Source organism: Achromobacter sp. RTa (genome assembly GCF_000757485.1).
Taxonomy (GTDB): Bacteria; Pseudomonadota; Gammaproteobacteria; order Burkholderiales; family Burkholderiaceae_B; genus Achromobacter.
This window is the reverse complement of the sequence record NZ_JPYO01000017.1, coordinates 1-24,290: the sequence shown is the minus strand read 5'-3', so window position 1 is coordinate 24,290 and position 24,290 is coordinate 1. Positions and strand designations below refer to the sequence as shown.

Genomic DNA, 24,290 nt, shown 5'->3' with positions numbered 1-24,290 from the left:
CGTGAAGGCGGTCGTACCGTCGGCGCCGGCGTCGTCGCCAAGATCCTGAAGTAAGCAATACCCGGATGGATAGAGTGGGCTTTTGAGCCCCTCTATCCATCAGTGCTGTAAAAGTAGTATGATGTATGGTTCCGCAAGCTATTGCATGTAATGCGGAAGCTGCTGTGTAGTGCAAGTGTAGTGTTTTAGGGGCATAGCTCAATTGGCAGAGCGTCGGTCTCCAAAACCGAAGGTTGTAGGTTCGATTCCTACTGCCCCTGCCACCGCCAGGATAAACCCGCGGGAGATCATCGCGAGTTACGCATTCACGGCGGCTCGCGTCGCAATATGTCTAATACCAGCGTAGAAACCGTAACCAGTACCGCCGACCGGGTAAAGCTCGGGCTGGCGGTTCTCGTCGTTATTGCTGGCATCGTCGGGTTCTCCGTGCTCAGCGCGCAGCCGATGCCTGCTCGTATCGGCGTGTTCGTCGGCGGCCTCGTGATCGCAGCCGTGATCGCCTGGTTCAGCGAACCCGGCCGTCGCACCTTGAGCTTCGCGAGCGAGTCCTACAACGAAGTCAAGCGTGTCTCGTGGCCCACGCGCAAGGAAACGACCCAGATGACGGGCATCGTTTTCGCGTTTGTGGCGGTCATGGGCATTTTCATGTGGGTGCTCGACAAGGGCATCGAATGGATTCTCTACGGCCTGTTGCTGGGCTGGAAATAAGGACGGCGAATGAGTAAGCGTTGGTATGTCGTCCATGTGTACTCCGGCATGGAAAAAAGCGTACACAAGGCCCTGAACGAGCGCATCGAGCGCGCGGGCCTGCAAACGTCTTTTGGCCGCATTCTTGTGCCCTCCGAGGAAGTCGTCGAGGTCAAGGGTGGCCAGAAGTCGATCACCGAACGCCGCATTTTCCCCGGTTACGTCCTGGTTGAAATGGACCTGACCGACGAAACGTGGCACCTGGTCAAGAACACCAACCGCGTCACCGGCTTCCTGGGTGGCTCGGGCAACCGTCCGACCCCGATTTCCGAAAAGGAAGTCGAGAAGATCCTCTCCCAGATGGAAGAGGGCGTCGAGAAACCGCGCCCCAAGATCCTCTTCGAAGTGGGCGAGATGGTTCGGGTCAAGGAAGGTCCGTTTGCGGACTTCAACGGCAACGTCGAAGAAGTCAACTACGAAAAGAGCAAGGTGCGCGTGTCTGTCACCATTTTTGGTCGCGCCACGCCCGTCGAACTCGATTTCAGTCAGGTCGAAAAGACCTAATTTCAACCCCGGGGAGCTTCGGGCCTGAACGGAACGAAGCGATATAACCCGCAAGGAGCAAAGCATGGCGAAGAAAATCGTCGGCTTTATCAAGCTGCAAGTGCCGGCTGGTAAGGCTAACCCCTCCCCCCCGATTGGCCCGGCGCTGGGTCAGCGCGGCCTGAACATCATGGAATTCTGCAAGGCGTTCAACGCCAAGACGCAGGGCATGGAGCCCGGTCTGCCGATTCCGGTGGTGATCACCGCCTTCGCGGACAAGAGCTTCACCTTCATCATGAAGACCCCGCCCGCGACGGTCCTCATCAAGAAGGCCGCCGGCGTGCAAAAGGGTTCGGCCAAGCCGCACACCGACAAGGTCGGCACGCTGACCCGCGCTCAAGCTGAAGAGATCGCCAAGGCCAAGGGCCCCGATCTGACCGCCGCTGATCTGGAAGCCGCCGTGCGCACGATCGCTGGCAGCGCCCGCAGCATGGGCATCACGGTTGAGGGGATCTAATCATGGCAAAACTGTCCAAGCGCGCTGCTGCCATTGCGCAGAAGATCGACCGCTCCAAGCTGTACCCGGTCGCTGAAGCCCTGACCCTGGTCAAGGAAACCGCCGTCGCCAAGTTCGATGAATCCATCGACGTGGCCGTGCAACTCGGCATCGACCCGAAGAAGTCGGACCAGCTGGTCCGCGGTTCGGTCGTGCTGCCCGCCGGCACCGGCAAGTCGGTCCGCGTCGCCGTGTTCGCCCAGGGCGACAAGGCTGAAGCCGCCAAGGCCGCTGGCGCCGACATCGTGGGTCTGGACGACCTGGCCGAAAGCATCAAGGCCGGTCAGATGGACTTCGACGTGGTCATCGCTTCGCCCGACACGATGCGTGTCGTGGGTGCCCTGGGCCAGATCCTGGGTCCCCGTGGCCTGATGCCGAACCCGAAGGTCGGCACCGTGACCCCGGACGTCGCCACCGCCGTCAAGAACGCCAAGGCCGGTCAGGTCCAGTACCGTACCGACAAGGCTGGCATCATCCACGCAACGATCGGCCGCGCGTCGTTCGGCGTGGAACAGCTGCAAACCAACCTGGCCGCTCTGGTCGACGCCCTGCAAAAGGCTCGTCCCGCAGCTGCCAAGGGCATTTACCTGCGCAAGCTGGCCGTTTCGTCCACGATGGGCGGCGGTGCGCGCGTGGAAATTGCCTCGCTGTCGGCCTAAGCCCGACAGTTGTAAACGTACTTTGGGCCGCATCCGGATTTCTCCGGATGCTGCTGTCAAAGACCGCTGGAGCAGGGCAGTACAGCGTCTCGCTTTTCTGTTTGGAAGGCAGTCCTCGCTGCCCCGCTTAATCCCGAAGCTCGCATAGTTCGGATCCAGCGTAGACGGCGTCCCCAGGAAGATTTCTTTACACGAAGAACTCGACCAGGCGCCGCATTCGGTTGACGTGCAAGGCATTCGCCCCAAGCGTCTTTTGATGGAGTGTTCAAACCGTGAGTCTCAATCGTCAAGAGAAAGCGGTGGTGATCGAGGAAGTCTCGGCTGAAGTTGCCAAGGCCCAATCGATCGTTATCGCTGAGTACCGTGGTCTGGACGTCGCCTCTGTCACCGTACTGCGCAAAACTGCGCGTGAATCGGGCGTGTATCTGCGTGTTCTCAAGAACTCGCTGGCCCGTCGTGCTGTTGCCGGCACGGCTTTCGAGCCGTTGGCCGAGCAACTGACCGGTCCGCTGATCTACGGTATCAGCGCTGATCCGGTTTCGGCGGCCAAGGTCCTCGCAGGTTTCGCGAAAAGCAACGACAAGCTGGTCATCAAGGCGGGCTCGCTGCCCAACAGCCTGTTGACCCAAGACGGCGTGAAGGCTCTGGCCACCATGCCCTCGCGCGAAGAGTTGCTGTCGAAACTGCTGGGCACCATGCAAGCCCCCATCGCGCAATTCGTGCGTACGCTCAACGAAGTTCCGACCAAGTTCGCCCGTGGCCTCGCCGCCGTGCGCGACCAGAAGGCTGCGGCTTAATCGCCTGCCTTCACGGAATTCGCTGAACGACCGAGCGACACCCAAACCCTGGCATTACCAAAATATTTGGAGTTCTGAAAAATGGCACTTAACAAAGCTGAAATCCTTGACGCCATCGCTGGCATGACCGTGCTCGAGCTGTCCGAGCTGATCAAGGAAATGGAAGAGAAGTTCGGCGTGTCGGCTGCTGCCGCCGCTGTCGCTGTCGCTGCTCCCGCCGCTGGTGGCGCTGCCGCCGCTGCTGAAGAGCAGACCGAGTTCACCGTCGTTCTGGCTGAAGCCGGCGCCAACAAGGTTAGCGTCATCAAGGCCGTGCGCGAACTGACCGGTCTGGGTCTGAAGGAAGCCAAGGACCTGGTCGACGGCGCTCCGAAGCCCGTCAAGGAAGGCGTTGCCAAGGCTGACGCCGAAGCCGCCAAGAAGAAGCTGGAAGAAGCTGGCGCCAAGGTCGAAGTCAAGTAAGACCTGCGTCAACTTGCCCGGGGACAGCGCAGTTTGCAGTCCCCGGGCTTTTGCGTTTCCAGGAAACCCCTACTGGGGGCATGCCCTTTCCAGGGGGGTTTCCTGGAGTCGTATCACCTGGGGCCGTGGTTGACGGCCCATGCAACCTCGAGTCGGAGTGCTCATGCCTTACTCGTACACCGAAAAAAAGCGCATCCGCAAAAGCTTCGCCAAGCGTGAAGACGTTCAAAACGTTCCCTTCCTGTTGGCGACACAGCTTCAATCCTACCTAACTTTCCTGCAGGCGGATACCGCCCCGTCCGATCGCGTAGCCGACGGTTTGCAGGCGGCGTTCTCGTCGATTTTCCCGATCGTTAGTCACAACGGTATGGCGCGCTTGGAGTTCGTGAGCTATGTGCTCGGCGAACCGGTGTTCGATGTCAAGGAATGTCAGCAACGTGGCCTGACCTATGCCTCGCCCCTGCGAGCCAAGGTCCGCCTGGTGCTGCTTGACCGCGAAGTCAGCAAGCCCACCGTGAAGGAAGTGAAGGAACAGGAAGTCTACATGGGCGAAATTCCGCTCATGACGGGCACGGGTTCCTTCGTCATCAACGGCACCGAGCGTGTCATCGTTTCGCAGCTGCACCGTTCGCCCGGCGTGTTCTTCGAGCACGATCGCGGCAAGACGCACAGCTCCGGCAAGCTCCTGTTCTCGGCCCGCGTGATTCCCTACCGCGGTTCGTGGCTGGACTTCGAATTCGACCCGAAGGACGTGCTGTTCTTCCGCGTCGACCGCCGCCGCAAGATGCCCGTCACGATCCTGTGCAAGGCCATCGGCATGACGCCGGAATCGATCCTGGCCAACTTCTTCGACTTCGACAACTTCGAACTGAAGAGCGAAGGCGCGATGATGGAATTCGTGCCCGAGCGCTGGAAGGGCGAAATGGCCCGCTTCGACATCTCGGACCGTGCCGGCAAGGTCATCGTCGAGAAGGACAAGCGCATCAACGCCAAGCACCTGCGCGATCTGGCTGCCGGCGGCATCCAGCGCATTTCCGTGCCGGAAGACTTCCTGTACGGCCGTGTGCTGGCCAAGAACATCGTTGATCCGGACACCGGCGAAGTCATCGCCAACGCCAACGACGAGATCACGGAAAGCGTGCTGGGCGCCCTGCGCGCCGCCAACGTGCACGATATCCAGACGCTCTACACGAACGACCTGGATCGCGGCCCGTACATCTCGCAAACGCTGCGCACCGACGAAACCGCCGACCAGATGGCCGCACGCGTCGCCATCTACCGCATGATGCGTCCTGGCGAGCCCCCCACCGAAGAAGCGGTGGAGGCCCTGTTCCAGCGCCTGTTCTACAGCGAAGAAACGTACGATCTGTCGCGCGTCGGCCGCATGAAGGTCAACAGCCGCCTCGGCCGTGGTGAAGACACCAGCGGCCCGATGACGCTGACCAACGAAGACATCCTTGAAACCATCAAGGTGCTGGTCGAGCTGCGTAACGGCCGCGGCCAGATCGACGACATCGATCACCTGGGCAACCGCCGCGTGCGTTGCGTCGGCGAACTGGCCGAGAACCAGTTCCGCGCCGGCCTCGTGCGCGTGGAGCGCGCCGTCAAGGAACGTCTGGGCCAGGCCGAGACGGAAAACCTGATGCCGCACGACCTGATCAACTCCAAGCCGATCTCGGCCGCCATCAAGGAGTTCTTCGGTTCGAGCCAGCTGTCGCAGTTCATGGACCAGACCAACCCGCTGTCGGAAATCACGCACAAGCGCCGCGTTTCCGCACTGGGCCCGGGCGGCCTGACGCGCGAGCGCGCCGGCTTCGAAGTCCGCGACGTGCACCCGACCCACTATGGCCGCGTCTGCCCGATCGAAACGCCGGAAGGCCCGAACATCGGCCTGATCAACTCCATGGCGCTGTATGCTCGCCTGAACGAGTACGGCTTCCTGGAAACGCCTTACCGCAAGATCGTCGACGGCCGCGTCAGCGACCAGATCGACTACCTGTCGGCCATCGAAGAAAGCCACTACGTCATCGCGCAGGCGAACGCCGCGCTCGATGACGAAGGCCGTTTCGTTGACGACCTGGTTGCTTGCCGTGAAGCCGGCGAAACGATGCTGACCGCCCCGGCCAACGTGCACTACATGGACGTCGCCCCGTCGCAGATCGTCTCGGTCGCCGCCTCGCTGATTCCGTTCCTGGAGCACGACGACGCGAACCGCGCGCTGATGGGCGCCAACATGCAACGCCAGGCCGTGCCTTGCCTGCGTCCGGAAAAGCCGGTCGTGGGCACGGGCATCGAGCGCACCGTGGCCGTTGACTCGGGCACGACCGTACAAGCCCTGCGTGGCGGCCTGGTCGACCACGTCGACGCCGAGCGTGTCGTGATCCGCGTGAACGATGAAGAAAACGTCGCTGGCGAAGTCGGCGTCGACATCTACAACCTGATCAAGTACACGCGTTCCAACCAGAACACGAACATCAACCAGCGTCCCATCGTCAAGCGCGGCGACCGTGTCGCCAAGGGCGACGTGCTGGCCGACGGCGCATCGACCGACCTGGGCGAACTCGCTCTGGGTCAGAACATGCTGATCGCGTTCATGCCCTGGAACGGCTACAACTTCGAAGACTCGATCCTGATCTCCGAAAAGGTCGTGGCCGACGATCGCTACACCTCGGTGCACATCGAGGAACTGACGGTCGTTGCCCGTGACACGAAGCTCGGACCTGAAGAAATCACGCGCGACATCAGCAACCTGGCCGAGACGCAGCTGAACCGCCTGGACGATTCCGGCATCACGTACATCGGCGCCGAAGTCAGCGCCGACGACGTGCTGGTCGGCAAGGTGACGCCGAAGGGCGAGACCCAGCTGACGCCGGAAGAAAAGCTGCTGCGCGCCATCTTCGGCGAGAAGGCGTCCGACGTTAAGGACACCTCGCTGCGCGTGCCCTCGGGCATGACCGGCACCGTGATCGACGTGCAGGTGTTCACGCGCGAAGGCATCGTGCGCGACAAGCGCGCCCAGTCCATCATCGACGATGAACTGCGCCGCTATCGCCAGGACCTGAACGACCAGCTGCGCATCGTCGAGAACGACCAGTTCGACCGTATCGAGAAGATGCTGGTCAACAAGACCGTCAACGGCGGTCCGCGCAAGCTGGCCAAGGGCGCCACGATCACCAAGGCCTATCTGGCCGATCTGGATCGCTGGCAGTGGTTCGACATCCGCCTGGCCGATGAGCCGCACGCCGTCGTGCTGGAGCAGGCCAAGGAATCGCTCGAGCAGAAGCGTCACCAGTTCGACCTGGCCTTCGAAGAGAAGCGCAAGAAGCTGACGCAGGGCGACGAGCTGCCCCCGGGCGTGCTGAAGATGATCAAGGTCTACCTGGCCGTGAAGCGTCGTCTGCAGCCTGGCGACAAGATGGCGGGCCGCCACGGCAACAAGGGCGTGGTCTCGCGCATCACCCCGGTGGAAGACATGCCGCACATGGCTGACGGCACGCCGGCCGACATCGTTCTGAACCCGCTGGGCGTGCCCTCGCGGATGAACGTCGGCCAGGTGCTGGAAGTGCACTTGGGCTGGGCTGCCAAGGGCGTGGGCCACCGCATCGCCGACATGCTGCGCGACGAGCGCACCGCGCAGGTCAAGAACGTCCGCGCCTACCTGGACAAGGTCTACAACACGACCGGCACCGGCGCGCGCATCGACGAGCTGACCGACGACGAAGTCATGGAAATGGCCCAGAACCTCAAGAACGGCGTGCCGTTCGCGACGCCCGTCTTCGACGGCGCGACCGAAGAGGAAATCACCACGATGCTGGAACTGGCCTATCCGGACGACGTCGCCAAGCGCATGGCGCTGACGCCGTCGCGCACGCAGGCATGGCTGTTCGACGGCCGTACCGGCGAGCAGTTCGAGCGTCCCGTGACCGTCGGCTACATGCACTACCTGAAGCTGCACCACTTGGTCGACGACAAGATGCACGCGCGTTCGACCGGCCCGTACTCCTTGGTTACCCAGCAGCCGCTGGGCGGCAAGGCGCAGTTCGGCGGCCAGCGTTTCGGGGAAATGGAAGTGTGGGCGCTGGAAGCATACGGCGCCGCCTACACCCTGCAGGAAATGCTGACGGTGAAGTCGGACGACATCACCGGCCGTACCAAGGTATACGAAAACATCGTCAAGGGCGACCACGTCATCGATGCCGGCATGCCGGAATCGTTCAACGTGCTGGTCAAGGAAATCCGCTCGTTGGCCCTGGACATGGATTTGGAGCGTAACTAATGAAAGCGCTACTCGACCTCTTTAAGCAAGTCTCGCAAGACGAGCAGTTCGATGCCATCAAGATCGGCATCGCCTCGCCCGAGAAGATCCGTTCGTGGTCCTACGGCGAAGTTCGCAAGCCCGAGACCATCAACTACCGCACGTTCAAGCCTGAGCGCGACGGCCTGTTCTGCTCCAAGATCTTTGGCCCGATCAAAGACTACGAGTGCCTGTGCGGCAAGTACAAGCGCCTGAAGCATCGTGGCGTGATCTGCGAGAAGTGCGGCGTTGAAGTTACCGTTGCCAAGGTTCGCCGTGAACGCATGGGCCACATCGAGCTGGCCAGCCCCGTTGCGCACATCTGGTTCCTGAAGAGCCTGCCGTCGCGTCTGGGCATGGTGCTCGACATGACCCTGCGCGACATCGAACGCGTTCTGTACTTCGAAGCCTGGTGCGTGATCGAACCCGGCATGACGCCGCTCAAGCGCGGCCAGATCATGTCGGATGACGATTTCCTCGCCAAGACCGAAGAGTACGGCGACGATTTCCGTGCCCTGATGGGCGCGGAAGCCGTGCGCGAACTGCTGCGCACCATCGACATCGACCGCGAAGTGGAAACGCTGCGCGGCGAACTGAAGGCCACCAGTTCGGAAGCCAAGATCAAGAAGATCTCCAAGCGCCTGAAGGTGCTGGAAGGCTTCCAGAAGTCCGGCATCAAGGCCGAATGGATGGTCATGGAAGTGCTGCCCGTGCTGCCGCCGGACCTGCGTCCGCTGGTGCCGCTGGACGGCGGCCGCTTCGCGACCTCCGACCTGAACGACCTGTACCGCCGCGTCATCAACCGGAACAACCGTCTCAAGCGCCTGCTCGAGCTGAAGGCTCCGGAAATCATCCTGCGCAACGAAAAGCGCATGCTGCAGGAAGCCGTCGACTCGCTGCTGGACAACGGTCGCCGCGGCAAGGCCATGACCGGCGCCAACAAGCGCCAGCTCAAGTCGCTGGCCGACATGATCAAGGGCAAGAGCGGCCGTTTCCGTCAGAACCTGCTGGGCAAGCGCGTCGACTACTCGGGCCGTTCGGTCATCGTGGTGGGTCCGCAGCTCAAGCTGCACCAGTGCGGCCTGCCCAAGCTGATGGCTCTGGAACTGTTCAAGCCGTTCATCTTCAATCGCCTGGAGATGATGGGCCTGGCCACGACCATCAAGGCTGCCAAGAAACTGGTGGAAAGCCAGGAACCGGTGGTCTGGGACATCCTGGAAGAAGTCATCCGCGAACACCCGGTCATGCTGAACCGTGCGCCCACGCTGCACCGTTTGGGCATCCAGGCGTTCGAGCCCGTGCTGATCGAAGGCAAGGCCATCCAGCTGCACCCGCTGGTTTGCGCGGCGTTCAACGCCGACTTCGACGGCGACCAGATGGCCGTTCACGTGCCGCTGTCGCTGGAAGCCCAGCTGGAAGCGCGCACGCTGATGCTGGCTTCCAACAACGTGCTGTTCCCGGCCAACGGCGAACCGTCGATCGTGCCGTCCCAGGACATCGTGCTGGGTCTGTACTACACGACCCGCGAGCGCATCAACGGCCGCGGCGAAGGCATCTTCTTCATGGACGTTGCTGAAGTCCAGCGCGCCTATGACAACGGCGAAGTCGAGCTGCAAAGCCGCATCACCGTGCGCCTGAAGGAGCACGAGCGCGACGAAAACGGCGAATGGCAGCCGGTCATCCGCCGTCACGAGACGACGGTCGGCCGCGCGCTGCTGTCCGAGATCCTGCCCAAGGGCCTGCCCTTCACCGTCCTGAACAAGGCGCTGAAGAAGAAGGAAATCTCGCGCCTGATCAACCAGTCGTTCCGCCGCTGCGGCCTGCGCGATACGGTCATCTTCGCCGACAAGCTGATGCAGTCGGGCTTCCGCCTGGCCACGCGCGGCGGTATCTCGATCGCCATGGGCGACATGCTGATCCCGACCGCCAAGGAAGGCATCCTGGCCGAAGCCAGCCGCGAAGTGAAGGAAATCGACAAGCAGTACTCGTCGGGTCTGGTCACGTCCCAGGAACGCTACAACAACGTGGTGGACATCTGGGGCAAGGCCGGCGACAAGGTCGGCAAGGCGATGATGGAACAACTGGCCACCGAGCCCGTGACCAACCGTCACGGCGAGGAAGTGCGCCAGGAATCGTTCAACTCCATCTACATGATGGCTGACTCGGGCGCCCGTGGTTCGGCCGCCCAGATCCGCCAGTTGGCCGGCATGCGCGGCCTGATGGCCAAGCCGGACGGCTCCATTATCGAAACGCCGATTACCGCGAACTTCCGTGAAGGCCTGAACGTACTCCAGTACTTCATCTCGACTCACGGCGCGCGTAAGGGTTTGGCCGATACGGCACTGAAGACCGCCAACTCGGGTTACCTGACCCGCCGTCTGGTCGACGTGACGCAGGATCTGGTGATCACCGAGGACGATTGCGGCACTTCGCAGGGCTACAACATGAAGGCCCTGGTCGAAGGCGGTGAAGTCATCGAACCGTTGCGCGACCGCATCCTGGGCCGCGTGGCGGCCGTGGATATCGTCAACCCGGACACGCAGGAAACGGCCATCGTCGCCGGCACCCTGCTGGACGAAGACATGGTCGACACCATCGACCGCATCGGCGTGGACGAAGTCAAGGTTCGCACGCCGCTGACCTGCGAAACGCGCCACGGCCTGTGCGCGCACTGCTACGGCCGCGACCTCGGCCGCGGCTCCTCGGTCAACCAGGGCGAAGCGGTTGGCGTCATCGCCGCCCAGTCCATCGGCGAACCGGGCACGCAGCTCACGATGCGTACGTTCCACATCGGTGGCGCGGCCTCGCGTTCGGCTCTGGCCAGCGCGGTGGAAACGAAGTCCAGCGGTTCCGTCGGCTTTGCCAGCACGATGCGCTACGTCACCAACTCCAAGGGTGAACGCGTGGCCATCTCGCGTTCCGGCGAACTGGCGATCTTCGACGACAACGGCCGCGAACGCGAACGCCACAAGATCCCGTACGGCGCGACCGTGCTGGTGGGCGATGGCGAAGCCGTGAAGGCTGGCGCGCGCCTGGCGACGTGGGATCCGCTGACCCGTCCGATCGTGTCGGAATATGGCGGCGCCGTCCGCTTCGAGAACATCGAAGAAGGCGTGACCGTGGCCAAGCAGGTGGACGAAGTCACCGGCCTGTCGACGCTCGTCGTCATCACGCCGAAGACCCGTGGCGGCAAGATCGTCATGCGTCCGCAGATCAAGCTGGTCAACGAGAACGGCGAAGACGTCAAGATCGCCGGCACCGATCACTCGGTGAACATCTCGTTCCCGGTGGGCGCGCTGATCACGGTGCGCGACGGCCAGCAGGTTGCCGTGGGTGAAGTCTTGGCGCGTATTCCGCAGGAATCGCAAAAGACCCGCGACATTACCGGCGGTCTGCCGCGAGTGGCCGAGCTGTTCGAAGCCCGTTCGCCCAAGGATGCCGGCATGCTCGCCGACGTCACCGGCACGGTCTCGTTCGGCAAGGACACCAAGGGCAAGCAGCGCCTGGTCATCACCGACCTGGAAGGCGTCAGCCACGAGTTCCTGATTCCGAAGGAAAAGCAGGTTCTGGTGCACGACGGCCAAGTGGTGAACAAGGGCGAAATGATCGTGGACGGCCCGGCCGATCCCCACGACATCCTGCGCTTGCAAGGCATCGAGAAGCTGGCGACCTACATCGTCGACGAAGTGCAGGACGTGTACCGTCTGCAGGGCGTGAAGATCAACGACAAGCACATTGAAGTGATCGTCCGCCAGATGCTGCGCCGCGTGAACATCGTCGATGCCGGCGATACCGAGTTCATCCCGGGTGAGCAGGTCGAGCGTTCGGAGCTATTGAACGAGAACGATCGCGTCACGGCTGAAGATCGCCGCCCCGCGACCTACGAGAACGTGCTGCTGGGCATCACGAAGGCCTCGCTGTCGACCGACTCGTTCATCTCGGCCGCTTCGTTCCAGGAAACCACGCGAGTCCTGACCGAAGCCGCCATCATGGGCAAGCGCGACGACCTGCGCGGCTTGAAGGAAAACGTCATCGTCGGCCGCCTGATCCCGGCGGGTACCGGCCTGGCGTACCACCATGCCCGCAAGGACAAGGAAGCGCTGGAGGCTGCGGAACGCGAAGCCGCCCGCCAGCAGGCCAACCCGTTCGAAGACTCGCCGGTCACGGTGGGCTCGGATGCCGAAACGCCTGCTGCCGACCTGGGCGCCGAGGACTCCGCCGAATAAGCGGAAGCCCTCAAGTAAAAAGGCCGCTGATGCGAATCAGCGGCCTTTTTTCATGGGGCGGGGTTTACCGCGAAGCCTGCGCCCGGGCCTGCTGGAAGACGGGGCCCCAGGCCGGGTGGCCGGCCTCGTTGGGCGCCAGCGTGAACGAGGGATCCAGGACGAGGATGCGGGAGAAACTGTCTTCGCAAAGCTGCGGATAGCGGCTTACGCAATAACTGAACGCCTGCAATTTGTAGGCTTCGATGCGCACCGCCTTGGTGGACGTGGCCAGCGCGTCGGAGGTGGCCACGGTGCGGATGACTTCCCCATAGCGTCCTGCGCTGTACTTGTCGCGCACTTGTTGCAATTGATCCAGCGCTTCCGCGGTCGGCGGGCCCTCCGGCTGCCGGGAGGTGCCGGCGCAACCCGCAAGGAGGACGGATAGGCCGAGCAGACTACTCAGAATGCGAATTTTCATGGGCTTCCAAAGGGGGAGGGTGATGTGGCCATACGCTATCGTGCCACAGCCTGATGCGCTCGGACATTTTCGGCAATGTCCTTGCGTAGCGGATTCGATAATATTCGCCCTATTCACTTCTCAATGCATATTCGCGCCGTGGCGCAACTCTCGATCATGTCTCCTTCCGCCGGCCTGTTGACGCCGCGTGGCCCTTTTTCCGGCGCCGCGCCGCTTGCGCTGCGCCCATTGAGCGCCATTGCCGCCAGCACGGCGGGGGGCGTCCCGGAAGCGCGCATCAAGCGGCTTCTCTCCGATCTATTGCCGTCCCTCATATCCTTGCATGCGCAGGGTGAGATCTGTGGCGACATTTCCCTGGAAACAGTGGGGATGGACGAGAACGCGCGGGCGCATCTGGTTCCGGAGCTGATCGTAGCGCGCTCGCGCCGCGTCAGCCGCACTCCGACCGCCGGCTTCGCGCCGTTTGAGCTGTATACCGATACCATGGAGTGGCCGCGCGGCCCCTGGAGCGACATCTACGCTTTGTGCGCCGTCATGCATGCGCTGGTCATCGGACGCCGGCCTCCGCCCGCGCCCGAACGCCGCGCGGCCGATACCTACGAACCGCTCGTCTCGCTGGGCCTGCCGAAATATAGCCACGATTTCCTGTCCGTGATCGACGCCGGCCTGTCGATGAAGCCCGCCGACCGGCCGCAAACACTGGCCGAGCTGGCCGAGATGCTGGGCGTTGCCGCGCAGCCCGAAATCTTGCCCGACCAGACCGATTCCACCGAGGCCGTTGCCGCGCAGGCCACGCCCGCGGCGGCTGCCGCCGTGGAACGCCGGCCTGCGCGTGGGCGCCGGGCGCTGTTGTGGCTGTTGTTCATCGCGGCGCTGGCCGGCGCGGGCGTATACGCCTGGCTGGAGTCGGGCCTGGGCGCCCAGAATGCTCTGATTACCCGCTCCGAAGTCGTCCAGCCCAATCCGCCGGTCGTCCATCCCTTGCCGCAAGCGGCGCCGCCAGCGGCGCCCGAGCCTCAAGCTCCGCCAGGCCCCCAGGCGCCGCCCGAACCACCGAGCCTGGCTTCGGCCGGCAGCACCGGGCAGGTGGAAAGCCCGGCGCCTGCCGCGCCGCCCGCCGAAGCGCCATCCCCGGACGAGGCGCCGCAGGCGTCCCCGACGCCAGAGGCGCCCGCCGTAGAAGCCGTAGAAGCCGAGGAAGCCGCCAAGCCCAAGCCCGTGCCGGTGCTGGTACGGTTGGATATCCGTCCTTGGGGAGAAGTGTGGATCAACGGCGTGGCGCGGGGCATCAGCCCGCCCGTCAAGGAGCTCAGGCTGATTCCCGGCAAATACCAAGTGGTGGTACGCAATGCCGATCTGCCGCCGTACCGCACCAGCCTGGAGGTCAAGGCTGGCCGGCCGGGCGTGATTTCGCACACGTTCCAGTAGCGGCCGCTATGCCTTTGGCGCGCCTTCGGGGTGCTCCAAAGGCGCTTCCGGCGCCATCGGCAGGCGCAGCGTGAAGATCGACCCTACGCCAAGCTCGCTGCTGACCTCCACCGATCCGCCGTGCCGTTCGGCCACGGTGCGCACGAACGCCAGCCCCAGGCCGGCGCCGCCGACGTCGCCCCGGGTTTCCACTCCCACGCGCGAAAACGGCTCGAACAGGCGAGCCAGGTCCTCGGCTGCGATGCCCTGGCCCTGGTCATGGATGGCGACCCGCCAGAAACCGGGTTCATCGTCGATGCCGCACTCGACGCGGGTCTGCGGCGGGCTGTACTTGATCGCGTTGTCGATCAGGTTGCACAGCGTGCGCATGAGCAAGGTCTGGTCGCCGCGGATGTAGGCGGCAGGCAGCGGCAGCCGAAGATCCAGCGCGATACCGCGCTTTTGCGCCGAAGCCCAGAACTCATCGACGGCATCCTGCAGCAGGCTGCCCAGGTCCAGCTCCACCGCGCTGATGGTCATCGATTCGGCGCGCGTGAGATGCACAAAATCATCGACCAGGTGCAGCGTGCGCCTGGCCAGCATAGCGATGCGGTTGAGCGTTTCACCCTGCTCGTCCTGGACGCCGTCCTCCTGCTTCATTTCCACCAGCGCCAGGATGGAGCTCTGGGGGGCGCGCATGTCGTGGGAGATGAAGCGCAGCGTTTCTTCGCGCTGGCGCTCCGCCTGCCGGATGCGCGAGATGTCCGTCAGCGTGGCGACGGTGCCGGCGAAGTTTCCTTCGGCGGTATGGATGGGGGCGCATTTCAGGATGAGATCGCGCCCGGCCCGGTCGTGCAATTCCAGATCCGCGCTCCAGGGCGACGTTCCGGCGACTGGGCCCTGGCCGCTGAGCGCCTCGGCGACGCGCTGCCGCGTGGCGGGATCGGAAATGGTTTTTTCCAGCAGGTGGATGGCGGGGCGGCCGACGCGGGGAGGCCGCATGCCCAGACGTTGGAAATACATCACGGCGGCCTGGTTGCGGAATTGCATGCGCCCGTCCTGGTCGAATACGAGCGTGGCGTCCGGCATGCCGTCCAGGCCGTCGGCCAGGAAGCGCCGCAAGTTGCGCACGCGCGCCAGCGCCCGCCGCAACTCGCCGACGCGGCTTTCCAGCGATGCGCTGGGCCCGGCGGTCTGGGCGCGCGCCTCGTTCAGCACCGGCGGGTATTCGCGCTGCAGCCGGCGCAATTCATTGTCCATATAGCGCAGCGCGGCCTCTTGGCTGCGCCAGCTCCATAGCGGATAGCACAACGCCACGCCGAGAAGCGCCGCGGTCGGGGCGAACCAGAAATGGCCATAGGCAAGCAGCAGCAGCGCGGCGCCGAGTATGCCCGCCAGCAGGCCGACGCAGACCAGCAGCGCCCGCTTGGGAGACAGGCGCCACAAGGCGAGGCAGGCCAGCAGAACGGGCAGCGCCGAGAACAACCCGTTCCACCAGGCCGGCGGCCGCTGGAAGGCAAGTCCGTCGCGCGCCGCCTGCAGCAGGTTTGCGATGATCTCCACGCCAGCCATACCGCTGACTTCGTGTGAGACGGGAGTGGGGTAGGCGTCGCCCAGGCCGGTGGCCCACGCGCCGACCAGCACGTATTTGCCGCGCAGGTCCTCGGGCGACAGGTCTCCCCGCAGGACGGCCAGGTAGGGCACCGTGCGCACGTGCGCGGTGGGGCCCGCGTAAGGAATCAGGATGCTGCCGTCCGGCTGGGCGTGTTCCAGGAGTTTTTGCGCCCGCTGCCCTTCGCCGCCGACTTCCAGCATCGATATGGCCATGTGGTTCCAGCGGTTGCCCGCTACCTCGGAGGTCAGCGTGGCCTCGCGGACCACGCCATCGGGGTCGACGCGCGCGTTGATGAACCCTTTCGCAGCCGCCGCCTGCGCCAGGCCGGCGATAGGGGCGCTGGCACTCGAGGGTCGCGAGAGGCGGTCCAGCACGATGGGCAGGACGGTGTGCCCATTGCGCCGGATGCTGTCGGCAAGAATGCGGTCGTCGTCGGGATGGACCGTGTCGGGTTCGGCGAAGATCAGGTCCAGCCCGACCGCTTTCGCGCCATGCAGCCGGTCCAGCAGGGCGGCGTGGACCGCGCGCCGCCAGGGCCATCGTCCCAAGGCGTCGATGCTGGCGTCGTCGATCGCCACGATCAGGATGTCGGGGTCGGCGTTGCGGCTGGTCGCCGAAACGGCCCGGTCGTACAGGATCTGGTCGACGCGGCCGAAACCGTTGAGAGAACCCAGGAGGGCGGCCAGCACCGCCAGCGCCATCGTCAGCCACAGCCCTGAGCGCGAGGTCCGGTCCAGTGGATCGGCGGTGGCCATGAAGCTCCTTGCCCTGTGTGAGCGGGCCCTAGTACTCGGTGAGCGTGATGAAGCCGCCAGTGCCGCTGGCCACGCCGAGGCCGAAGGAAGTCATGAGCTGGTTCGCGCCTTCGAAGGTCGCGATCGCGTCCTTTCCGCTCAAGCCCAGCTCGTCCACGGCTCGCACGGATACGTAATAGGTGCCCGCCCCAGGCGCGGTGAAGCGGATGTCGGTCGTGGGGAAGCTCGCCGACGATACCGGCAATGTGCCGTCGGCATCGCGCGAGACGCGCACAAGATAGCCTTGCGCGCCCGCCACGGGCGACACGTCGGCGGTCCATGCGCCGCCGCCGGCACGTACCGGTTCGCCCAGCGCCGGCGCGGCGAGCAGCGCGCGCACGCCCGAGACGACGCCATCGGCGCCGATCGCCGCGCCGTAGCCCTTGGCCACGGCGACCGGCCTGTCGGGACGCGCGCCAGGCGCGTGGGGTTGCAGGCGGACACTGCCCTCGAGCACTTCGCTGTGCACGCCGTGCTCGTTGCTTTGCACCCGGAACCGCGTGCCGCGTACGCCGGTCACCGCGACGGGCGTGCGGACTTCGAAGCGCCCCACGCCTTCCCCGGCGGGCGCAACGGACGACTCGACGCCGCCGCGCTGCACCTGGACCACCGAATCCGTCAGCGAGGTGCCTTCGAACTGGCGCAGGCGCGTCAGCTCGACCGCTCCGCCCGCGGGCAGGGTCAGCTTGGAGCCATCGGCCAATTCCAGCGTGACGAAACCGTTGGCCGCCGTGGCGACGGTACTGCCTTCGGCCACGGTGTCGCCGGCCTGCAGGGACTTGCCGTCGAGGCTCGCCTGGCCGCTGACGTGCAGCACGCGTGCGCTGGCGGCCCGCTCGGGAATCATGGAAAGCGGAATGCGCAGCTCCAGCCCCACGGGCAGCAGCTCCGGCGTGGTGACCCGGTTCAGCATCTGCAGGTGGTTCCAGTTCGACTGGTTGCGTGTGTAGCGGGTGGCCAGGTCGATCAGCGTGTCGCCCTGGCGGACGCGGTAGATGAAATCGTCTCCGAGGGCGCCGGCCGGCTGGCTGCGCGCCGGGGCCGTGAGCAGAAGACAGGACATCAGGACAAGCAAAGAAAGCGCGCGGCAGCGGCTCATGTCGATCGATTCTCCGGGGTGCGAGGAATTACGCTTACTGCGGACTGGATGGAACATCCTCGGCCGGACTGGTCAGCTCAAGCCGGTAGCCCAGGGCATAGGAGGAGGAGAGGCGCACGCCATGCTCGGGACGCAGCTGGAGCTTTTGTCGGATGTTCGACAAATGGGTGTCCAGCGTGCGGGAAGTGGCGGGGATTTCTCTGTTCCAGACGCATTCGGCCAGCACGTCGCGTGACATGAGGCGGCCGATATTGCGGAAAAAAAGCAATGCCAGGTCGAATTCCTTCGGCGCCAGGGCGATCGAGGTGGAATCCAGGGAAATCGCGCGCGCTGCCGGCTCGATGCGGTAGCGCGCGACGTCGAACCCGTCATTGGCGGGTTCCGCGATCTGGCTGCGGCGCAGTAACGCCGCCACACGGGCCAGAAGCTCCTGGGGGCGCAAGGGCTTGACGATGTAGTCGTCGGCGCCGGCGCGCAGACCTTCCACAAGGTCGTCCTCGCTGGAACGGTTGGTCAGGAAAATGACCGGTATGCGCGGGCCGATATTGGCGCGCAGCCAGCGCACGACATCATCGCCGTCGATATCGGGCAAGTGCCAGTCCAGCAGCACCAGGTCAAAACGCTCGGTGCGCAACGCAGCCAGGAGATCCCGGCTTTGCTGATAGCTGGTGCAGGTGTATCCCGCTGTGGTCAAAACTTGCTGGATGCGGCGTGCTTGGTCCAGGTCGTCTTCCAGCGACGCGATTTTCATCAGACGTGTTCTCGCGAAGGTTTGCTACGCAAGCGCGCGCTATGGCGCCCTACTGCAAGAGGGTAAGGGAATTCGAGTAGACGAATGATAACTCGGGCAGTGTCCCCGCTGGCTACGTTATGCCAAGAACTGTCAAACATTGCAAAGTTGACGAATCTTGACTGGAGTTGTTGCGTCGCAACGCGCCACACTGTCTCAATCGTCCCATCGCCGGCTGCACTGAAGTGAGCGGGTCGAATCGCTGGATGGAACAAATATGAATCAATTGCGCATACTTATGATGTCTCCGGATGAGGCGGCCCGCGGGGTCGCCGTGTCCGCTTTGCTGCAGGCCGGCATTTCCGCGCGCGGCTGCTCGACGTCCCTGGAACTGTTCGGATTGCTCAATGGGGGCGCGTACGACGTCGTGGTCCTCGACGTGGGGTCGCTCGGGGAAATCGGCTACGCCCTGGTGGCGCGGCTGCGTGGCTCCTCGTCCCTGGGTATCGTGGTGATGGGAAGCAATATGTCCGTGGAAAGCCGCTTGCGCTGCCTGCAAAGCGGGGCCGACGCCTGCCTGCCCGAACCGCAGGACCCGCGCGAACTGGCCTGCATCCTGCTGTCGCTGGCTCGCCGCTTGCCCTCGGGGCAGGACGATGAGGGCCTGGTCGAAGCGGCTGCGAACGGCCAATGGGAACTGCGCGACCAGGGTTGGACGCTGGCCGCGCCTTCGGGAACGACCATCTCGTTGTCCGCGAACGAGCGCCTGATCGTGCGCTCGCTGCTGGAAGTGGCGGGCAGGGCGGTCGGGCGTTCCGAATTGGGCGAAGAGCTGCAGGTCGAGGGCGGCAGCGCGCGGGCCAGCGGCTCGCGCAGTATCGACGTGATCGTCAGCCGGCTGCGCCGCAAGGCCGAATTGGCCGGGGTAATACTGCCGATCCGTACCGTCTACGGCAGCGGCTACCTGTTCGCCGACCAATAGTAGAAAGGGCGCCAGGCGGGTACACTGCCCCGATGCGGCGCCCGGACGCGGGCCGGGTTGCCTGCGCCGGCTCCCGACCCGGCTCCCGACCCGGCGTCATCCCCAATGCCGGCCTGAATGCTGGTCCGAATGCCGGCCCGAATGCCCGCCTATATGGCCCCAAATTTTCACGACTGGCGGCTAACTGGCCGTCTTCTGCCGGCAACGCGCGGCCTCGTCGGATTTACAAATTTCTTTGACAGTACGCCCGGATCTCAGTTATGCTAAAGGGCTAACTGCTTTATTTCGCGTGCAAAATCTGGCCGCGTAGGGTCTGGAAGTTCAGAGTCAGGAAACGAGGTGCGTCACGAGCCTTTCGTTTCACGGCACACAGCACACAAACGGGGTCCTGCCCCGTGGCGTCTCCCCTCACGGTTCTCGGTCTTGTGCGTTTTGTCACAGTTTGTTGGCAAGCCCGCTCTTTTACGTATACGAACGTTTGAGGCGGTTTTGCGCGAACTGCCTTCTCCGAAGCTCACCGCCTTAGGAGACTAGTACGCAAGTACTTACCAGTGGTACGTAAAAGGGATTTCAAAGGTCATGCCTACCATTAGCCAACTCGTGCGCAAGCCGCGCGAAGTCAGCATCATCAAAAGCAAGAGCCCCGCGCTCGAAAACTGCCCGCAACGCCGCGGCGTGTGCACTCGCGTGTACACCACCACCCCCAAGAAGCCGAACTCCGCTCTGCGTAAGGTTGCCAAAGTGCGTCTGACCAACGGTTACGAAGTCATTTCGTACATCGGCGGTGAAGGCCACAACCTGCAAGAGCACTCGGTGGTTCTGGTGCGTGGCGGCCGTGTGAAGGACTTGCCCGGTGTGCGTTATCACATCGTGCGCGGTTCCCTCGACCTGCAAGGCGTCAAGGACCGTAAGCAAGCCCGCTCGAAGTACGGCGCCAAGCGCCCGAAGAAGGCTTAATAACGAGTCGGTAGTACCCCGAAGTGGCGGAAGTCCGTCATCAGGGAAGTGCAACCGCGCCATCCGGAAACAGGAAGGTGCGCGGCACGTAAGGGGTCGTCCCATTGGGCGGCCATGGCCGTGTAATGAAACACGGTTCAACTGAACAGACACAAGGAAGCAACAATGCCCCGTCGTCGCGAAGTACCCAAGCGCGAGATTCTGCCCGATCCCAAGTTCGGCAGCGTCGAGCTCGCCAAGTTCATGAACGTCGTCATGCTGGACGGCAAGAAGGCCGTCGCCGAGCGCATCGTCTATGGCGCCCTCGAGCAAGTGCAAACCAAGACCGGCAAGGAGCCGATCGAGGTTTTCAGCCTGGCGATCAACAACATCAAGCCGATCGTCGAAGTGAAGAGCCGCCGCGTTGGCGGTGCCAACTACCAAGTGCCGGTTGAAGTGCGCCCCGTGCGCCGCCTGGCCCTGGCTATGCGTTGGCTCCGTGAAGCCGCCAAGAAGCGTGGCGAGAAGTCGATGGATCTGCGTCTTGCTGGCGAACTGATCGACGCCTCCGAAGGTCGTGGCGCCGCGATGAAGAAGCGCGAAGACACGCACAAGATGGCAGAGGCCAACAAGGCCTTCAGCCATTTCCGCTGGTAATTTAAGGACTAACCCACCATGGCCCGCAAAACCCCGATCGAGCGCTATCGCAACATTGGTATCTCTGCGCACATCGATGCAGGGAAAACCACCACGACCGAACGTATCCTGTTCTACACCGGCGTCAATCACAAGATTGGCGAAGTGCATGATGGCGCAGCCACCATGGACTGGATGGAGCAAGAACAAGAGCGTGGCATCACCATTACGTCGGCTGCTACGACGGCGTTTTGGCGTGGCATGGCTAAGAACTACCCCGAACACCGCATCAACATCATCGACACCCCGGGACACGTGGACTTCACCATCGAGGTGGAGCGTTCCATGCGCGTCCTGGACGGTGCCTGCATGGTCTACTGCGCGGTGGGCGGTGTTCAGCCCCAGTCCGAAACCGTGTGGCGCCAAGCCAACAAGTACGGCGTGCCGCGTCTGGCCTTCGTCAACAAGATGGACCGCACCGGCGCCAATTTCTTCAAGGTCTATGACCAGCTGAAGACGCGCCTGCGCGCCAATCCCGTGCCCGTGGTGATCCCCATCGGCGCCGAAGACACCTTCAAGGGCGTCATCGACCTCGTCAAGATGAAAGCGATCATCTGGGACGAAGCCAGCCAGGGCATCAAGTTCGACTACGAAGACATTCCGGCCGAGCTGCAGAGCACTGCCGAAGAATGGCGTGAAAAGCTGGTCGAGGCTGCCGCCGAATCGTCCGAGGAACTGATGAATAAGTACCTCGAATCCGGTTCGCTGGACGAAGCCGAGATCAACCTGGCCATCCGCCAGCGCACCATCGCCGGCGAAATCCAGCCGATGCTGTGCGGCACCGCCTTCAAGAACAAGGGCGTGCAGCGCATGCTCGACGCCGTCATCGACTACCTGCCCTCGCCCGTGGACATTCCGCCGGTCGAAGGCACCGATGACGCTGGCAACGAAGTCAAGCGCAGCGCCGACGACAGCGAGAAGTTCTCGGCCCTGGCCTTCAAGCTGATGACGGACCCGTTCGTCGGCCAGCTGACCTTCGTCCGCGTGTACTCGGGCGTCCTGAAGTCGGGCGACACCGTGTACAACCCGGTCAAGGGCAAGAAGGAGCGTATTGGCCGCATCCTGCAGATGCACGCGAACAACCGCGAGGAAATCAAGGAAGTTCTGGCCGGCGACATCGCCGCCGTCGTGGGCCTGAAGGACGTGACCACCGGCGAAACGCTGTGCGATGTCGATTCGCACGTGACGCTGGAGCGCATGGAGTTCCCCGAGCCCGTGATTTCGCAGGCCGTGGAACCCAAGTCCAAGGCTGACCAGGAAAAGATGGGCCTGGCGCTGTCGCGCCTGGCGCAGGAAGATCCGTCGTTCCGCGTGCGCAGCGACGAAGAATCCGGCCAGACCATCATTTCCGGCATGGGCGAGCTGCACCTGGAAATTCTGGTCGACCGCATGAAGCGCGAATTCGGCGTGGAAGCGAACGTCGGCAAGCCCCAGGTGGCCTACCGCGAAACCATCCGCAAGACCTGCGAAGAAGTCGAAGGCAAGTTCGTCAAGCAGTCGGGCGGTCGTGGTCAGTACGGTCACGTGGTCCTGAAGGTCGAACCGCTCCCGCCGGGCGGTGGCTACGAGTTCGTGGACGCCATCAAGGGCGGCGTTGTGCCGCGCGAGTTCATCCCCGCGGTGGACAAGGGCATCACGGAAACGCTGCCGTCGGGCATCCTGGCCGGCTACCCGGTCGTGGACGTCAAGGTCACGCTGTTCTTCGGTTCGTACCACGACGTGGACTCGAACGAAAACGCGTTCAAGATGGCCGGCTCGATGGCATTCAAGGAAGGCATGCGCAAGGCTAGCCCCGTGCTGCTGGAACCGATGATGGCCGTTGAAGTCGAAACGCCTGAAGACTACGCTGGCACGGTGATGGGCGATCTGTCCTCGCGTCGCGGCATGGTTCAGGGCATGGACGACATGGTTGGCGGCGGCAAGACCATCAAGGCCGAAGTTCCGCTGGCCGAGATGTTCGGTTACGCCACGAACCTGCGTTCGCTGACGCAAGGTCGTGCCACGTACACGATGGAATTCAAGCATTACTCCGAGGCCCCCAAGAACGTCGCTGACGAAGTCATCGCCGCTCGGGCCAAGTAAATAACCCTTGCCGGGTCCGCTCCTCGGGCGGTCCCGGCAGATATCAAAGTTTCCTTGAAAGTCAAAGGATAGAGATCATGGCAAAAGGCAAGTTTGAACGTACCAAGCCGCACGTGAACGTGGGTACGATTGGTCACGTTGACCACGGCAAAACGACGTTGACGGCGGCGATCACGACCGTTCTGTCGAACAAGTTCGGCGGCGAAGCCCGCGGCTACGACCAGATCGATGCGGCTCCTGAAGAAAAGGCTCGCGGTATCACGATCAACACGGCCCACGTGGAGTACGAAACGGAAACGCGCCACTACGCGCACGTTGACTGCCCGGGCCACGCTGACTACGTGAAGAACATGATCACGGGCGCGGCGCAAATGGACGGCGCGATCCTGGTGGTGTCGGCCGCTGACGGCCCGATGCCGCAAACGCGTGAACACATTCTGCTGTCGCGCCAGGTTGGCGTGCCGTACATCATCGTCTTCCTGAACAAGGCTGACATGGTTGACGACGCTGAGCTGCTCGAGCTGGTGGAAATGGAAGTCCGCGAACTGCTGAGCAAGTACGACTTCCCGGGCGACGACACCCCGATCGTCAAGGGTTCGGCCAAGCTGGCGCTGGAAGGCGACAAGGGCGAACTGGGCGAGCAGGCCATCCTGTCGCTGGCGCAAGCGCTGGACTCGTACATCCCGACGCCCGAGCGCGCGGTTGACGGTGCGTTCCTGATGCCTGTTGAAGACGTGTTCTCGATCTCGGGTCGCGGCACCGTGGTGACCGGCCGTATCGAACGCGGCATCATCAAGGTCGGCGAAGAAATCGAAATCGTCGGTATCACCCCGACGGTCAAGACGACCTGCACGGGCGTGGAAATGTTCCGCAAGCTGCTGGACCAAGGTCAGGCTGGCGACAACGTGGGTATTCTGCTGCGCGGCACCAAGCGTGAAGACGTCCAGCGCGGCCAGGTTCTGGCCAAGCCGGGCTCGATCACCCCGCACACGGAATTCACCTCCGAGGTGTACATCCTGTCGAAGGAAGAAGGCGGGCGCCACACCCCGTTCTTCAACGGCTACCGTCCCCAGTTCTACTTCCGCACGACGGACGTGACGGGCACGATCGACCTGCCGGCCGACAAGGAAATGGTTCTGCCGGGCGACAACGTGACGATGACCGTCAAGCTGCTGGCCCCGATCGCCATGGAAGAAGGCCTGCGTTTCGCCATCCGTGAAGGCGGTCGTACCGTCGGCGCCGGCGTCGTCGCCAAGATCCTGAAGTAA

The 24,290-nt window shown here is 63.5% G+C and carries 18 protein-coding genes and 1 tRNA gene; 15 read left to right on the top strand and 4 right to left on the bottom strand.

Translation table 11 applies throughout. The annotated features are described in order from the left end of the window. Positions 1-187: 187 nt before the first annotated feature. The 9 genes from JL37_RS06160 to rpoC all read left to right on the top strand — a co-directional run bounded on the left by JL37_RS06160 (position 188) and on the right by rpoC (position 12,224). Positions 188-263: transfer RNA gene (locus tag JL37_RS06160), tRNA-Trp, on the top strand. 64 nt (positions 264-327) lie between these two features. Further along, entirely contained in the window at positions 328-708 is a 381-nt protein-coding gene (secE, locus tag JL37_RS06155; RefSeq protein WP_006389585.1) for a preprotein translocase subunit SecE, read from the top strand. 9 nt (positions 709-717) lie between these two features. Then, positions 718-1,251, top strand: a complete 534-nt coding sequence (gene nusG, locus JL37_RS06150; RefSeq protein ID WP_006389586.1) for a transcription termination/antitermination protein NusG — start codon at positions 718-720, stop codon at positions 1,249-1,251. A 64-nt stretch (positions 1,252-1,315) separates the two neighbouring features. Next, positions 1,316-1,747, top strand: a complete 432-nt coding sequence (rplK, locus tag JL37_RS06145; RefSeq protein ID WP_043542688.1) for a 50S ribosomal protein L11 — start codon at positions 1,316-1,318, stop codon at positions 1,745-1,747. A gap of 2 nt (positions 1,748-1,749) precedes the next feature. Beyond that, on the top strand, positions 1,750-2,445 hold the full coding sequence (rplA, locus tag JL37_RS06140; RefSeq protein WP_043542687.1) for a 50S ribosomal protein L1: 696 nt from the start codon (positions 1,750-1,752) through the stop codon (positions 2,443-2,445). 272 nt (positions 2,446-2,717) lie between these two features. Then, on the top strand, positions 2,718-3,242 hold the full coding sequence (gene rplJ, locus JL37_RS06135; protein ID WP_043542686.1) for a 50S ribosomal protein L10: 525 nt from the start codon (positions 2,718-2,720) through the stop codon (positions 3,240-3,242). Between the two features lie 81 nt (positions 3,243-3,323). Next, positions 3,324-3,704: a 50S ribosomal protein L7/L12 gene (gene rplL / locus JL37_RS06130; protein ID WP_006389590.1), complete on the top strand. Its 381-nt coding sequence runs from the start codon at positions 3,324-3,326 to the stop codon at positions 3,702-3,704. A 163-nt stretch (positions 3,705-3,867) separates the two neighbouring features. Further along, positions 3,868-7,980: a DNA-directed RNA polymerase subunit beta gene (gene rpoB / locus JL37_RS06125; protein ID WP_043542685.1), complete on the top strand. Its 4,113-nt coding sequence runs from the start codon at positions 3,868-3,870 to the stop codon at positions 7,978-7,980. Beyond that, the gene (gene rpoC, locus JL37_RS06120) at positions 7,980-12,224 is read left to right on the top strand and encodes a DNA-directed RNA polymerase subunit beta' (RefSeq protein ID WP_043542682.1); all 4,245 of its coding nucleotides are present in this window, start codon (positions 7,980-7,982) and stop codon (positions 12,222-12,224) included. The genes rpoB and rpoC overlap by 1 nt, the downstream gene beginning before the upstream one ends. 64 nt (positions 12,225-12,288) lie before the next feature. Here the strand turns inward: rpoC and JL37_RS06115 are convergent, their stop codons facing one another. After that, entirely contained in the window at positions 12,289-12,681 is a 393-nt protein-coding gene (locus JL37_RS06115) for a TssQ family T6SS-associated lipoprotein (protein ID WP_043542680.1), read from the bottom strand. Positions 12,682-12,837: 156 nt separating this feature from the next. On the opposite strand from JL37_RS06115, the gene JL37_RS06110 reads away from it, so the two are divergent. After that, positions 12,838-14,109, top strand: a complete 1,272-nt coding sequence (locus tag JL37_RS06110) for a serine/threonine protein kinase (RefSeq protein WP_043542689.1) — start codon at positions 12,838-12,840, stop codon at positions 14,107-14,109. A gap of 6 nt (positions 14,110-14,115) precedes the next feature. Here the strand turns inward: JL37_RS06110 and JL37_RS06105 are convergent, their stop codons facing one another. Genes JL37_RS06105 through JL37_RS06095 form a run of 3 tightly spaced genes read right to left on the bottom strand, consistent with a single transcriptional unit; the run spans position 14,116 to position 18,347 of the window. Continuing rightward, positions 14,116-16,458 carry a CHASE2 domain-containing protein gene (locus tag JL37_RS06105; protein WP_043542679.1) on the bottom strand — a complete coding sequence of 781 codons (2,343 nt, stop codon included), beginning with the start codon at positions 16,456-16,458 and terminating at the stop codon, positions 14,116-14,118. A 28-nt stretch (positions 16,459-16,486) separates the two neighbouring features. Then, positions 16,487-17,596: a FecR domain-containing protein gene (locus JL37_RS06100; protein WP_043542678.1), complete on the bottom strand. Its 1,110-nt coding sequence runs from the start codon at positions 17,594-17,596 to the stop codon at positions 16,487-16,489. 34 nt (positions 17,597-17,630) lie between these two features. After that, the gene (locus JL37_RS06095; RefSeq protein WP_043542676.1) at positions 17,631-18,347 is read right to left on the bottom strand and encodes a response regulator transcription factor; all 717 of its coding nucleotides are present in this window, start codon (positions 18,345-18,347) and stop codon (positions 17,631-17,633) included. A gap of 313 nt (positions 18,348-18,660) precedes the next feature. Here JL37_RS06095 and JL37_RS06090 point away from each other — a divergent pair, with 313 nt between their 5' ends. The 5 genes from JL37_RS06090 (at position 18,661) to tuf (ending at position 24,290) form a co-directional block, all read left to right on the top strand. Further along, positions 18,661-19,308 carry a response regulator transcription factor gene (locus tag JL37_RS06090; protein ID WP_369798520.1) on the top strand — a complete coding sequence of 216 codons (648 nt, stop codon included), beginning with the start codon at positions 18,661-18,663 and terminating at the stop codon, positions 19,306-19,308. A 579-nt stretch (positions 19,309-19,887) separates the two neighbouring features. Next, complete coding sequence (rpsL, locus tag JL37_RS06085) at positions 19,888-20,265, top strand: 30S ribosomal protein S12 (RefSeq protein ID WP_005017264.1); 378 nt, start codon at positions 19,888-19,890, stop codon at positions 20,263-20,265. 165 nt (positions 20,266-20,430) lie between these two features. Next, on the top strand, positions 20,431-20,901 hold the full coding sequence (gene rpsG, locus JL37_RS06080; protein WP_006216561.1) for a 30S ribosomal protein S7: 471 nt from the start codon (positions 20,431-20,433) through the stop codon (positions 20,899-20,901). An 18-nt stretch (positions 20,902-20,919) separates the two neighbouring features. Next, positions 20,920-23,022: an elongation factor G gene (fusA, locus tag JL37_RS06075; RefSeq protein WP_043542673.1), complete on the top strand. Its 2,103-nt coding sequence runs from the start codon at positions 20,920-20,922 to the stop codon at positions 23,020-23,022. Positions 23,023-23,099: 77 nt separating this feature from the next. Beyond that, entirely contained in the window at positions 23,100-24,290 is a 1,191-nt protein-coding gene (tuf, locus tag JL37_RS06070; protein WP_043542672.1) for an elongation factor Tu, read from the top strand.